Below are 13,114 nucleotides of genomic sequence, written 5' to 3' on the forward strand. Positions count from 1 at the left end.
GCAATAGCGGGCATTTCGCGTTCCGGCTCAGATGCGGCAGCTCTCTTGAGGGGAGGAGCCGAGAGCGGTGCTGCGGCCGTCCGACATCGGCAGTCTCCCCCTAAACCCGCTCCGCTTCCTCCAGCTCCGCGCTCAGCGCCAGCCATTTCTCCTCGATGCTCTCCAGATCGGTGCTGAACCGCGCCTTGTCCTTGCCCAGCGCGATCATCCGGTCCGCCGGTCCGCCATAAACCTTGGGATCGGCCAATTGCGCCTCAATCTTGTCGATCTCGGTGCGCAGGCGTCCCATCTTGTTCTCGGCCTCGTTGATGGCCTTCTTCAGCGGCGCCAGTTCGGCCCGCCGCGCCGCCGCTTCCTGCTTGGAGGCCTTGGACGCCTTGCGCGAGCCGGAGCCTCCGCCGCCGCTCTTGTCCTTGGCCGAGGTGATGCTGCGCTGGTAGCTGTCGAGGTCTTCGTCCAGCTCGCGGATCGTGCCGTCCTCGGCGATCCACAGCGTGTCGCAGGTCGCCTCGATCAGGTGCCGGTCATGGCTGATGATCAGCACCGCGCCCTGGTAATCGTTGAGCGCGAAGACCAGCGCATCGCGGCTGTCGATGTCGAGATGGTTGGTCGGCTCGTCGAGGATCATCATCGATGGCCCCGAAAAGGTGATCAGACCCATCAGGAGCCGCGCCCGCTCGCCGCCGCTGAGATTCTTGGCCTTGGTATCCATGCGGCTGGTGGTCAGCCCCATCTGCGCCAGCCGGCTGCGCCGCCTGGCTTCGTTGTCCAGCGGCATCAGCGGCGTCACATGCTCCAATGGCGTTTCCTCGGGCCGGAGCTTGTCCATCTGGTGCTGGGCGAAATGCGCGATATCCAGCTTCTTGTTGATCCGCATCTGCCCGTCGATCGCCGGCAAGTCGCCGGCCAGCAGCTTGGCGAAGGTCGACTTGCCATTGCCGTTGACGCCGATCAGCGCGATGCGCGCATCCGGGTCGATGCGCTGGGTGATTTGGCGCAGGATCACCTTGTCGCCATAGCCGGTGGACACGCCGTCCAGCGTGATCATCGGCGTCGGCAGGTCCACCTTGGGCTGCTGGAACTGGAATGGCGCGGCGTGCTCGTCGAACATCGCCTCGGGCGGCTTGAGCTTTTCGATCATCTTGACCCGCGCCTGCGCCTGCTTGGCCTTGGTCGCCTTGGCCTTGAAGCGGTCGACGAATTTTTGCAGATGCGCGATCTGGTCCAGCGTCTTCTCGCGGCTCTTGTTGTTGAGCTCCATCTGCATGCGGCGCGTCTGCTCGAACGTGTCGTAATTGCCCTTGTAATAGGTCAGTTTCCGATGTTCGAGATGCACGATGGAATTGACCGCCTTGTTGAGCAGGTCACGGTCGTGGCTGATCAGGAATACCGTATAGGGATAGGTGGCGAGATATTTTTCCAGCCACAGCGTACCTTCGAGATCGAGATAATTGGTCGGCTCGTCCAGCAGCAGCAGGTCCGGCTGGCTGAACAGCACGGCGGCCAGCGCCACCCGCATGCGCCATCCGCCCGACAGCTCCCGCGTCGGCGCATTCTGCCGCTCCTGCTCGAAGCCCAGCCCTTTCAGGATCGAGGAGGCCCGCGCCTCGGCGGTATGCGCGTCGATATCGGCCAGCCGCGTATAGATTTCCCCGATCCGGTCGGGATCGGTCGCCGTCTCCGCTTCCAGCATCAGCGCCGAGCGCTCCTTGTCGGCGGCCAGCACCACCTCCAATACGCTTTCCTCGCCGGCCGGCGCTTCCTGCGCCACCGCCCCGATCCGTGCCCTTCTATTGACCTCGGTGGAGCCCGCATCCGGCCCGATATGGCCCTGGATCAGATGAAACAACGTGGTCTTGCCGGTGCCGTTCTTGCCGACGAAACCGGCCTTGGCCCCATCCGGCAGCACCAGATTGGCATCTTCCAGCAGCACACGGCCCTGAATGCGATAGGTAAGATTATTGATACTCAGCATGTCAATCGATCGATCCGCAAGGCGTCACATCCCGCGCACGCCGCTGGGGCAGGGGACGCATGAAAATTCCTGTCGCTGGAATTAGGGACTCGCCGCCGATATGGCAACCGGCTTGCGGCGCCATGCCGCCGCCAGCGTTCCACGTTACCCGCCCTCTCCCGTCTTGCGCCCTCCACGCACTCCCGTTAAAAGGCCCCACCTTTCCCACGTAAATGCAGGACATGACCGCCATGGCGATCGAACGCACCTTCTCCATTATCAAGCCCGATGCCGTCCGCCGTAACCTGATCGGCCAGATCATCGCCAAATTCGAAGAGAACGGCCTGCGCCCGATCGCCCTCAAGAAGATCCACATGACCCGCGAACAGGCCGAAGGCTTCTACGCGGTCCACAAGGAGCGCCCCTTTTTCGGTGAGTTGGTCGAGCAGATGATCGCGTCCCCGGTCGTGGTCCAGGTGCTGGAAGGCGAAGGCGCCATCCTCAAGAACCGTGAGATCATGGGCGCCACCAATCCGGAAAACGCCGCCGAAGGCACGATCCGCAAGCTTTTCGCCCTTTCGGTCGGCGAAAATTCCGTCCACGGCTCCGACGCCCCGGAAACCGCTGCCGAGGAAATCAAGTTCTTCTTCACCGATGACGAACTCGTCGGGTGAGTTCCGACGGCTGGCATAGCCAGCCGGCAAATTGCTCCGGTGGAGCAATTTGAGGGACGAACGCCCTGAGCCTTGCGACGGGCCGGGACGATCCTTCCGCCACCCAATATCAGGCCGCCCAGCCGGGGCGGCCTTTTTGCTTGCTTGTGCTACAGAACGCCAAACACCACCGGATCATTCCCGCGAAATCGGGAACCTCTATTTGCGATACCGTCTTGTACAACCGGGATTCCCGCTTTCGCGGGAATGACACCGCGTTGAATTGCGCTTGAGGCGCAACACCGAAAGCTGCCCATGTCCCTGCCCGAAACCATTCTCGCTCCCATTGCCCGCGCCCTCGAAGCCAAGGGCTACGACGCGCTGACGCCCGTTCAATCCGCCGTTATCGAGGACAATGCTGCGGGCCGCGACCTGCTGGTCTCCGCCCAGACCGGTTCCGGCAAGACCGTGGCTTTCGGCCTGGCCATCGCTCCCACCTTGCTCGGCGAGGCGGACATGCTGCCGCCCCCCGGCGCGCCATTGGCCCTGGTCATCGCGCCGACCCGCGAACTCGCCATGCAGGTGCAGCGTGAATTGACCTGGCTCTATGCCGAGACCGGCGCCCAGACCGCTGCCGGCGTCGGCGGCATGGATCAGCGCACCGAGCGCCGTGCGCTGGAGCGCGGCGCCCATATCGTCGTCGGCACGCCCGGGCGTCTGCGCGATCACATCACCCGCGGCGCCCTCGACATGTCGGCGCTCCGCGCCGTCGTGCTCGATGAAGCCGACGAAATGCTCGATCTGGGATTCCGCGAAGATCTCGAATTCATCCTGGCCACCGCCCCGGAAGACCGCCGCACCCTGTTGTTCTCCGCCACGGTGCCCAAGCAGATCGCGGAACTGGCCAAGACCTTCCAGCGCGACGCCCTGCGCATCACTGCCGCCAGCACCGGCCAGCAGCACGCCGATATCGAATACAAGCTGATGTCGGTTCCCGCCGCCGAGCGTGAAAACGCCGTCATCAACACGCTGCTCTGGTATGAAAACACCATTACCCTGGTCTTCGCCTCCACCCGCGAAGCGGTGAAGCATCTCTCGGCCCGCCTTCATAATCGCGGGTTCGATGTCGTCACCCTTTCGGGCGAGCTGACCCAGGCCGAGCGCACCAATGCGCTGCAAGCCATGCGCGATGGCCGCGCCCGCATCTGTGTCGCCACCGACGTCGCCGCGCGCGGCATCGACCTGCCCAATCTCGATCTGGTCATCCATGCCGATTTGCCGATGAATGCCGAAACCCTGTTGCACCGTTCGGGCCGGACCGGTCGCGCCGGGCGCAAGGGCACCTGCGTGGTCATCGCCCCGGCGCATCGCAAGCGCGTCGCTCTTTCCATTCTGCGCACCGCCAAGGTGGAAGCCGAAAACATCGCGCCGCCCACCGCCGAGGCGATCGATGCGCGCTATCGCCAATCCATTCTCGCCAATGCGCTGCTAAGCGGTGAAATCACCGAAGATGAGCAGGTCAGCGTTAGCAGTCTGTTAGCCAGATGGCCCGCCAAGGCACTGGCCGCGGCCTATCTGCGCCTGCAATTGGCGGCCCGCCCGGTCCCCGAAGATATTACCGCCGCCGCGCTGGAGGATAGCCGCCAGCCCCGCACCCGCGAACAATTTGCCGGCGGCACCTGGTTCAGGGTCAATGTGGGCCGCAAGCAGCGCGCCGAGCCCCGCTGGCTCTTGCCGATGATCTGCAAATCCGGTGGCGTCACCAAGCAAGCCATTGGTTCCATTCGTATTTTTGACACCGAAACCATTTTTGAAGTCGCCGCCGACAAGGTCGACAGCTTCCTGCGTTCGGTCGGCAAGAACGGCACCGGCGAACGTGGCGTTCATATTTCGGCCATTGACGGACCCGGCGAGCGGCCGGAGCGTCCGCAACCCAAACGCCGCCCGCCTGGCCCGCCCGAGCGCTATGATCCGCTGGCCCCGCGTCCCGAGAAAGCCGATAGAAAACAACGCTATGGCTCCTCGGCGCTCAAGGCGGAAGACTTTGAAACAACAGCGGAATCTCCGCGCCCGCCCAAGCCGGTGCCCCAGGACAAGGGCAAGCCCAAATGGGCCAAGCCGGCCGCCGAAGGCGAAGCTCGTCAGCCCAAGAAGAAGGCCGCCAAGCCCAAGGACCACAAGAAGCGCCGCAGCGCCGACTGACCCGAATAAAGGCTGTCAGATCAGGCGCTTGCCGCCTGCAACCCGCCCAGCCGGCGCCAATTGCCGCCGGCCATGATGGCGGCGCCGAGCACCGATACGCCGGCACCCACTGCCAGCGCAAAACGATAGTCGCCACTGGTAGTTAGCAGCCCGAAGGCGGTGGCGCCGAGCAGGTTGGCGGCAATCGCCACCACATCCATCAGCGAGGTCGAAAGCCCCACCCGCCCCTTGATGGCGTCCTGCACATAGGAAATATTGACGCTCATCAGCGCCGCCGTGCCGAGGCCATTGAGGATCAGCAGCCAGTAGAACGCGCTCATGCTGGTCAGGATGCTGGTCAGGCCGATGAATGCTGCCATGACCAGCCCGGCGGCGGCCAGCAATGTCTCCTTGCTCAGCCGCGTCGTCAGATAGGCGAGAAGCAGCATGCAGGGCGCCTCCACCGCCGCCGTGATCCCCGCATAATAGCCGATATCGGCGACCGTCCCGCCGAGATCGGTGACAATGAACAGAGGCACGGTAAAGGTGAGAATGCGCATCGCCGCCGTCATCACCACCAGCCCCAGCAGCCCCGCCAGCGTGCCCAGGGGCAGCGCGAAGCTCGACAACAGCGAAGCCCCCTCGGCTCGCACCGGCGCCGGCATCTGCGCCGCCGTTGCCTTGTCGGCCATCAGCAGCGCGAAAATACCGCCGATGGCGGCATAGCTCAGCGATGAGACGAGATAGACGTTGAAAATGCTGAACTCCGCCGCCACCCACCCGGCCAGGGGCGGCACCACGATCCAGGCAATCGTGAACACCGTCCGCAGTGCCGTCACCATGAAATCGGCGCGCTCCGGCATATGCTTGAGGTAATAGACCCGCACATAGCCAAAGCACTGCGAATAGCAGGCGCCGGCAATCGGCATGACCAATGCCATGGCGAGCGCGAAGCTCCACTGGTCGGGCCAAGCATAGATCATTCCATGGGCAACAATGCCGGCCATGGCCGTGACCAGGACCAGCAGGCGCCGGTCCGGCAATTTGTCGGAAATAAAGCCCAGGGACAGTGATACCAGGGTGCCCAAAACTGACCCCGCCGCCATGACGCTGGCGAACCAGCCCGGCGACATGCCCAGCGTTTCCACGCCCACCACCGAAGCGTAAGGCATGGTGGCGGCATAGGTGACGCCCGAGAAGAACATGTTGGCGCCCAGCAGGGCCGTAACGGGCAGGCGCTTCGGCGCGGTCATGGGAACATCCTCCCCAGGTGGCGGGGAGGGCTAGCGCGCCGGCGGCATTCTGTCCATTTAAATCGTTTCGGGTACCGCTTCCGCCGTGCCGATGCTGCGCGCCAGCGTGGCGATCCCGGCGGCATGCTTTTCCGTCGCCGGGTCGATGCTGTCCATCCAATTGCCGAAGCGCTTGAGCAGGGGCACGAAAGCTGCCAATTCCGCCGGCTCCCATTCACCCAGGAAGTCGCCCATGATCAGGAATTTATAGGCGCGCACCGCGTCGACCACCGATTGGCCGCGCTCGGTCAGTTCGATGATGGTGCGGCGCGCATCCGCCTGGCTGACCGCCCGGCGCGCAAAACCCTGCTCCACCATTTCGCTTACCAGCCGGCTGGCCCGCGACGGATCGATATTGAGGCGCTCGGCCACAGTGGCGACCATGATTTCGCCGCCCGCCTCGCCGAATTCCGGGGCGGGGCCCTCGATCGCATAGAGGACATCGAGCTGCGCCAGGTCGAGCCCCACCTTGAGATCGACCAGCGCGCGCGTGCCCAATTCGCGCTTCATGGCACGCCGCCGCCACTTCTGCATCAAGGCGTCGATATTCATCACCGCCTCGATGGTCTGGTTATTTATCCCGGCCTCGCGCAGCAGGGCACTCAGTTCGGTCTTGTCGCCCAATAGCATGGCAGCCTCGCAATTTTCACATGCTTCCGGCAATTACGTGCTATTGACATGTAATTGCATGAAGCACACATATGCGCGAATAATTTGTTTCGCAAGGGTCGGCGCCAATGCCGGCCATTTGGTTTTCAAGGATTGCCTTAATGTCTGAACCCGTTCAACCGGCCGAAGCGCCGCAGGGCCAGTCTGTAAAGCTGGTCATCGGCGCTGTCGCCGTCACGCTGCTATTGGCTTCGGTCGGTCAGACCATCGTATCCACCGCGCTGCCCACCATTGTCGGCCAGCTCGGCGGTCTCGATCACCTGACCTGGGTGGTTATCGCCTATCTGTTGAGCTCCACCGTGGTTGCCCCGATTTATGGCAAGCTTGGCGACCTTTACGGCCGCAAGATCGTGTTGCAGGCGGCAATTCTCATCTTTCTCGTCGGCGCCATGCTGTCCGCCATGGCCACGTCCATGACCTTCCTCATCATCGCCCGGGCCATCCAGGGGCTTGGTGGCGGCGGCCTGATGGTGGTGGCCATGACCGTGGTGGCCGACATCATTCCCCCACGCCAGCGCGGCAAGATACAGGGTCTGTTCGGCGCCATATTCGGCGTTGCCACCATTGTCGGGCCGCTGGCCGGCGGCTTCATCGTCGAACATCTGTCCTGGCAGTGGATTTTTCTCATCAACCTGCCGCTGGGCGTTCTGGCGCTCGTCGTTATCGCCTTTGCCCTGAAGCCGCGCGGCGAACGGGTCAAGCACAGCATCGATTATGCCGGTTTCGTCCTGCTTTCCGGCGGCCTCACCGCCTTCGTGCTCGCCACCTCGCTGGGCGGCAATACCTGGCCCTGGTTCTCGGTGCAGATCATCGGTCTGGTGGTCTTCGCAATTGCCGCGCTCGCCGCCTTCCTCTGGGTCGAGGCCCGCGCCCCCGAGCCGGTCCTGCCGCTGGCGCTGTTCCGCAACAATACTTTCGCGGTCACCGGCGCAATCGGTTTTCTGGTCGGCATGGCCATGTTCGGTTCCATCACCTTCCTGCCCATGTATCTGCAATTGGCCAAGGGCATCTCTCCCACCGACTCGGCCTTGCAATTGCTGCCCATGATGCTCGGCCTGATCGGCGCCTCGATGGCCGCCGGCTTCCTGATGACCCGCACCGGCCGGTATAAGAACTTGCCGATCTTCGCCACCTTCATGCTGATCATCGGCATGCTGCTGCTCGCCAATATGCAGCTCGACACCCCCTCGTGGCAGGTCGGGCTCTATATGTTCCTGGTTGGCGTAGGCATCGGTCCGGTCAACAGCGTCAGCGTCACCGCCACGCAGAACGCCGTCGACCGCAGCCTGGTGGGCGTCGCCACCGCCGGCGCAACCTTGTTTCGGCAGATCGGGGGCTCCATCGGCGTCTCGGTCTTCGGCGCCATCTTCTCCAGCGGCCTCGCCTCGCGCCTCGGCTCCATCATGCCGGAAGGCGGCGGCAGCAGCAGCTTCAACGCTCAGGCCGTCGCAGCCATGCCCGAACCCGTGCGCAACATGGTTCTGGAAGCCTTTGCCAGCGCCTTGCATCCCGTCTTCTACACGGCGGCGGGCGCGGCTGTCCTTGCCTTCGCCCTTTCCTTCCTGCTGGAGGAGCGGCCCCTTGCCACCACGCTGCGCCAGGAGCCGGAGGCCGAATTCGAGGCCGGCGAAGATGCCGCCGCCGCCGCAGTCGGCGCCCCTATCGTTTCGACGCGCTAGCCCGGGTAACACCGAACAAGGCCCCCGCCTTTGCGGGGGTCACCCGCCGCAGCGGCCGAAAGAGCAGATTTTTCCGTAACTTGGACGAGGCATCGGATTCAGTTTTTCAAGCGGCTGAATCATTTTCTCAAGCCCCTCGAGCTCCTGTTTCTTGGCGGTGCCGCAATATGGCGGAAATGTGAATAGCCAAATCGCCGCCAATGCGGCCTTCTTGCGGCATCAGCTCTGCCGAATTGCGTCACCGGCCTGCATCTGGAGAAAACAACAGTGCCTTTGCGTTGGCAGGAAGTGGCTTTGCCACTGTTCACGATCAGCTTTCTCATCATTCTCAAGCACGTCCCTGTTACCGAGCATCTGCCGCTGGCCCGCGCGGCGGGGGTGGTGGCCTTCGGTTATGCGGCTTTCCTCGCCCTGCGTCTGGTCCAGCCGGAAGAGGGCATCGTGGTGGAAGGCGGCTGGGCCGAGCTGCGGCCCTCGCTGGTCGAATATTTCGCCTGTTACGGGGCGGCCGCGCTGGCGGCTGTGCTGCTCTTTGCCGTCATCGTCATGGGCAGCGTAGCGGACAGCACCCAGCTCATCGCCACCTATATCGCGGTGCTGCTTCTTGCCGCCGGATCGGTCGGCATCGGCATGGCGGGGCTTTTCACCCATACCCGCTGGGACAATCGCCAAATATGCCATCGTTCGGCCATGGGCCGGCAAACCAGTCTCGACTGGGCGGATGTGCGCGCCGTGCGGCCCAATTGGCGCGGCATCACCATCCATGGCACCAATGGGCGCATCACCTTCTCGCAATTTCACGGCGGCGCCGCTCAACTGGCCAAACACGCCGCCACCAGGGCAAAGCGCAACGCGGAATCCGCCACCAGGGCGTTCGCGGCTTAGCGCCTTCGCCGCACGGACCTCATGGTGAGCCTGTCGAACCATGAGGTTCAGCATCACAATACGATTGCGGCCTTTCCTCGGCTCCTTTAGCCTTTCCGCATGAACGCGCCCATCCCGCAACGCACTATCCGCTCCGTCTGCCCGCATGATTGTCCATCGGTCTGCGCGCTGGATGTCGATATCCTGCCCGACGGCTCGGTGGGTCGCGTCCGCGGCGCCAAGGACGACCCCTATACGGCCGGCGTGATCTGCGAGAAGGTCGCGCGCTATGCCGAGCGCATCCATCATCCCGACCGCCTGCTGTATCCCATGCGCCGTGTCGGCCCCAAGGGGGCAGGGCAGTGGCAGCGCATCTCCTGGGACGAGGCACTGGATGAAATCGCGGCGCGTTTTCTGGCGGTGGAACAAAGCCACGGCCCCGAATCCGTCTGGCCCTATTTCTACGCCGGAACCATGGGCCATGTGCATCGCGACGGCATCGAGCGCCTGCGCGCCGTGCGCGGCTATTCCCACCAATATGAAACCATTTGCGTCGGCCTCTCCTGGCCGGGCTATATTGCCGGCACCGGCCTGTTGGGCGGCGTCAATCCCGAGCAGATGGCCGAGGCCGATTGCGTCGTTATCTGGGGCACCAATGCCGTGCATACCCAGGTCAATGTCATGACGCATGCCATGCGCGCCAGGAAGACGCGCGGCGCCAGGATCGTGGTCATCGACATCTACCGCAATGCCACCATGGAACAGGCGGATATGGGGCTGGTCCTGCGGCCCGGCAGCGATGGGGCGCTTGCCGTCGCCGCCATGCATGTACTGCTGCGCGACAATCTCGCCGACCGCGCCTATATGGCCAGATATACCGATTTCTCGCCCGAATTCGCAGCGCATCTGGCTACGCGCACGCCGGAATGGGCTTCGGAAATCACCGGCCTCTCCGTCGCCGAGATCGAAGCCTTCGCGCATCTCGTCGGCAAGACGCCCCGCACCTTCTTCCGCCTCGGCTATGGTTTTTCACGCCAGCGCAATGGCACCACCGCCGTTCACGCCGCTTTGTGCATCCCAGCCATGACCGGCGCCTGGCAGCATCGCGGCGGTGGCGCTTTTCACTCCAATTCCGGCACCTGGGGCCTCGACAAGTCCCAGCTTGAAGGCAGGCATCTGCAAAAGGGCGCGCCGCGCCTGCTCGACATGTCCGAGATCGGGCCCATTCTCACCGGCGATGCCAAGGCGCTGCAGGGCGGCGCGCCGGTCCACGCCATGATCGTGCAGAACACCAATCCCGCCTGCGTGGCGCCCAACCAGGCGCTGGTGCGCCAGGGACTGACGCGCGAGGACCTGTTCCTTGTCGTCCATGAGCAATTCATGACCGAAACGGCGGAATTGGCCGATATCGTGCTGCCCGCCACCATGTTCCTCGAACACAATGACTATTACACGCGCGGCGGCCATACCCGCGTACTCTATGGGCCGGCGGTGGTCGAGGCGCCGGGCGAAGCCCGCTCCAACCATGCCGTCATCAACGCCATCGCCCTGCGCCTCGGCAACGACGAGCCGACCTTCCACACCAATGACCGGGACGTGGTGGCCGACACTTTCGTGCGCTCCGGCTATCCGGCGCTGGAAGAGGTCGAAAAGACCGGCTTTGTCGACCGCGAACGTCCCGACGAAGCAGCCCGCTTCGCCCAGGGATTCGGTTGGCCCGACCGCCGCTTCCGCTTCAAGCCGAACTGGCAGGACGTGGCCGACAAGAAGGGTTATCGCTGGTCCTGCGACCCGGCCATCATGCCGCTTTTCGCCGACCATTGGGCCATCAACGAAGCGACGGACGAGGAACATCCGTTCAAGCTCGCCACCAGCCCGGCCCGCGCCTTCCTCAATTCATCCTTCAACCAGACCCCGGGGAGCCTGAAGCGCGAAGGCGAGCCCGCTATCTTCATCCATCCCGAAGATGCCCTCCGTCTCGATATCGGCGAGGGGGAAGGGGTGGTCGTCGGCAATCGTCGGGGCTCGGTCGAGCTGACCGCTCGCCTCCATGCCGGGCTGTGTACCGGCGTTCTCATCGCCGAGGGCCTGCATCGCAACAAGGCCCATCGCGGCGGCCGGGGCATCAACACCCTCACCAGCGCCGATCCCGCACCCCCCTTCGGAGGCGCCGCCTTCCACGACGCCGCCGTGTGGATCAGGAAGGCGGAATAGGGCAGGGGTGTCCGAACCTGACCTGCGGTGTCTGCCGACATGCGCCGGCGCTACATAGACCTCCGGGAATACCGGTTAGACGAAATAGGCGTCCCAGAAGAAATACCCCGTCATTCCCACCCCATAGACGATCACGCCGATCCGGATCCAGAGCGTCGGAATATGATGGGCCAGCCGCGCCGCCACATAGCCGCCAATGGTCACGCCGGCCAGCGCGATCGAGCCGTGATACCAGTCGATGCTCCCGCTGAGTGCAAACCGCACCACCGCCACCAATGCCACGATGGACGAAACGTAAAGCTTGAGCCCGTTCATGGCATGAATGTCGGTCATCCCCGCCATGGCCAGGAAGGCCAGCAGCAATATGCCGAGGCCAGCATTGAAGAATCCGCCATAGACGCAGACCGCCGCCAGCAGCACCAGCAATAGCGCCGAGCCCAGCGCCTTCATGCCGCGGCGCTCGCCGCCGCGCGCCCTGAGCGCCGCATTGATCTGATTGCCGAACACGAACAGCGCGACGGCAAAGGCCATCAGCCAAGGCACGCTCTTGGAAAATAGCTCATCCGACACGACCAGCAGCAATTCTGCCCCGGCATAGCCGAACAGCACCGAGACGATGCCATAGGCGATCAATCGGTTTTTGTATGCGGCGAAGGATTTCCAATAGCCCGCCGCGCCGCTCACATAGCCGGGCAGGGCGGCATAGGTGTTGGACGCATTGGCCAAGACCGGCGGCACGCCCGCAAATAACAATGCCGGAAACACGATGAACGAGCCCCCGCCGGCCAGCGAATTGAGCGCCCCGCCCACCAGGCCGGCCAGCAATAGCAATATCTCTGTCATGATTCCCTCGTCGCGGCTGGCCCGTTCCTAGCTGCGGGCCGGCCGCTCGCCTAGCATAATTGTCCGATGGGCCCTTGCCGCAATTGATCGCGCTGCCCTTGACTTACCCCATCGCCGGGCGCATCTACCATTCCGGCTGCTGGCGCCTGCCGCCCGCGGATCGTTGCGATCCATGGTGAAGTCCAGCCCTTGAAATGATCCCTCGGTTGTTTTCTCCCAAGGCGCATCATGGCAATGCGGGCCCCATGCAAGAAGTCGCCTCCGATTGGAGAGACCCGAACATGTCTTTTTCCCTCGATATCCCCTCTGTCCAGACTCTCAAGCTGGAAGCCAGGACCTTGCGCGACGAACGCGCCCGCGCCGGCCAGCCGATCACCCATGGCGCCGCTCTCGAAGAGATTGCCCGCGCCCACGGCTATCGCGATTGGAACACTGCCCGCGCCGCCCTGCCGGATCGCGTGGCCGTCCCCTTCCAGGTCGGCATGCGGGTAAAGGGTTTTTATCTCGAACAGCCTTTCACCGGTCTGCTGATCGGCGTGCAATTATCGGGCAATATGCAACTCTACACGGTGACCGTGCTTTTCGACGAGCCCGTCAACGTCACCCCCACCTTCATGTTCGCCGCCCATCGCCAGCGCGTGACCGCAACGGTGGACATCCACGGTATCTCACCCGCCCGGCGCGGCAACGGCCAGCCACAAATGCGGCTGCTGAAAGCCTGATCCATTCCTGTGGGTTCCGGAGAGTTCGGACCTCGGTTCGAAC

At 63.7% G+C, this 13,114-nt stretch carries 10 protein-coding genes; 6 read left to right on the plus strand and 4 right to left on the minus strand.

The genetic code is table 11. From position 1 onward, the window contains the following. Positions 1-100: 100 nt before the first annotated feature. Positions 101-1,975, minus strand: a complete 1,875-nt coding sequence (locus tag O9Z70_RS04605; protein WP_286021319.1) for an ABC-F family ATP-binding cassette domain-containing protein — start codon at positions 1,973-1,975, stop codon at positions 101-103. Between the two features lie 230 nt (positions 1,976-2,205). Here O9Z70_RS04605 and ndk point away from each other — a divergent pair, with 230 nt between their 5' ends. Next, positions 2,206-2,628: a nucleoside-diphosphate kinase gene (gene ndk, locus O9Z70_RS04610; RefSeq protein ID WP_286021320.1), complete on the plus strand. Its 423-nt coding sequence runs from the start codon at positions 2,206-2,208 to the stop codon at positions 2,626-2,628. Positions 2,629-2,922: 294 nt separating this feature from the next. Beyond that, complete coding sequence (locus tag O9Z70_RS04615; protein ID WP_286021321.1) at positions 2,923-4,809, plus strand: DEAD/DEAH box helicase; 1,887 nt, start codon at positions 2,923-2,925, stop codon at positions 4,807-4,809. 20 nt (positions 4,810-4,829) lie between these two features. Here the strand turns inward: O9Z70_RS04615 and O9Z70_RS04620 are convergent, their stop codons facing one another. Continuing rightward, positions 4,830-6,041, minus strand: a complete 1,212-nt coding sequence (locus tag O9Z70_RS04620; protein WP_286021322.1) for an MFS transporter — start codon at positions 6,039-6,041, stop codon at positions 4,830-4,832. 57 nt (positions 6,042-6,098) lie between these two features. After that, complete coding sequence (locus O9Z70_RS04625) at positions 6,099-6,710, minus strand: MarR family winged helix-turn-helix transcriptional regulator (protein WP_286021323.1); 612 nt, start codon at positions 6,708-6,710, stop codon at positions 6,099-6,101. Between the two features lie 140 nt (positions 6,711-6,850). Between O9Z70_RS04625 and O9Z70_RS04630 the strand changes: the two genes are divergently transcribed. The 3 genes from O9Z70_RS04630 (at position 6,851) to O9Z70_RS04640 (ending at position 11,506) form a co-directional block, all read left to right on the plus strand. Next, positions 6,851-8,428: an MDR family MFS transporter gene (locus O9Z70_RS04630; protein ID WP_286021324.1), complete on the plus strand. Its 1,578-nt coding sequence runs from the start codon at positions 6,851-6,853 to the stop codon at positions 8,426-8,428. A 294-nt stretch (positions 8,429-8,722) separates the two neighbouring features. After that, entirely contained in the window at positions 8,723-9,313 is a 591-nt protein-coding gene (locus O9Z70_RS04635) for a hypothetical protein (RefSeq protein WP_286021325.1), read from the plus strand. A 99-nt stretch (positions 9,314-9,412) separates the two neighbouring features. Then, entirely contained in the window at positions 9,413-11,506 is a 2,094-nt protein-coding gene (locus tag O9Z70_RS04640; protein WP_286021326.1) for a molybdopterin-containing oxidoreductase family protein, read from the plus strand. A 75-nt stretch (positions 11,507-11,581) separates the two neighbouring features. On the opposite strand, the gene O9Z70_RS04645 is transcribed toward O9Z70_RS04640, so the two are convergent. Beyond that, a complete protein-coding gene (locus O9Z70_RS04645) occupies positions 11,582-12,349 on the minus strand; it encodes a sulfite exporter TauE/SafE family protein (RefSeq protein ID WP_286021327.1) in 768 nt (255 codons plus the stop codon). A 281-nt stretch (positions 12,350-12,630) separates the two neighbouring features. On the opposite strand from O9Z70_RS04645, the gene O9Z70_RS04650 reads away from it, so the two are divergent. Then, positions 12,631-13,071: a glyoxalase superfamily protein gene (locus O9Z70_RS04650; protein WP_286021328.1), complete on the plus strand. Its 441-nt coding sequence runs from the start codon at positions 12,631-12,633 to the stop codon at positions 13,069-13,071. Positions 13,072-13,114 lie beyond the last annotated feature (43 nt).

The sequence above is a fragment of the Devosia sp. YIM 151766 genome (genome assembly GCF_030285925.1).
GTDB lineage: Bacteria > Pseudomonadota > Alphaproteobacteria > Rhizobiales > Devosiaceae > Devosia.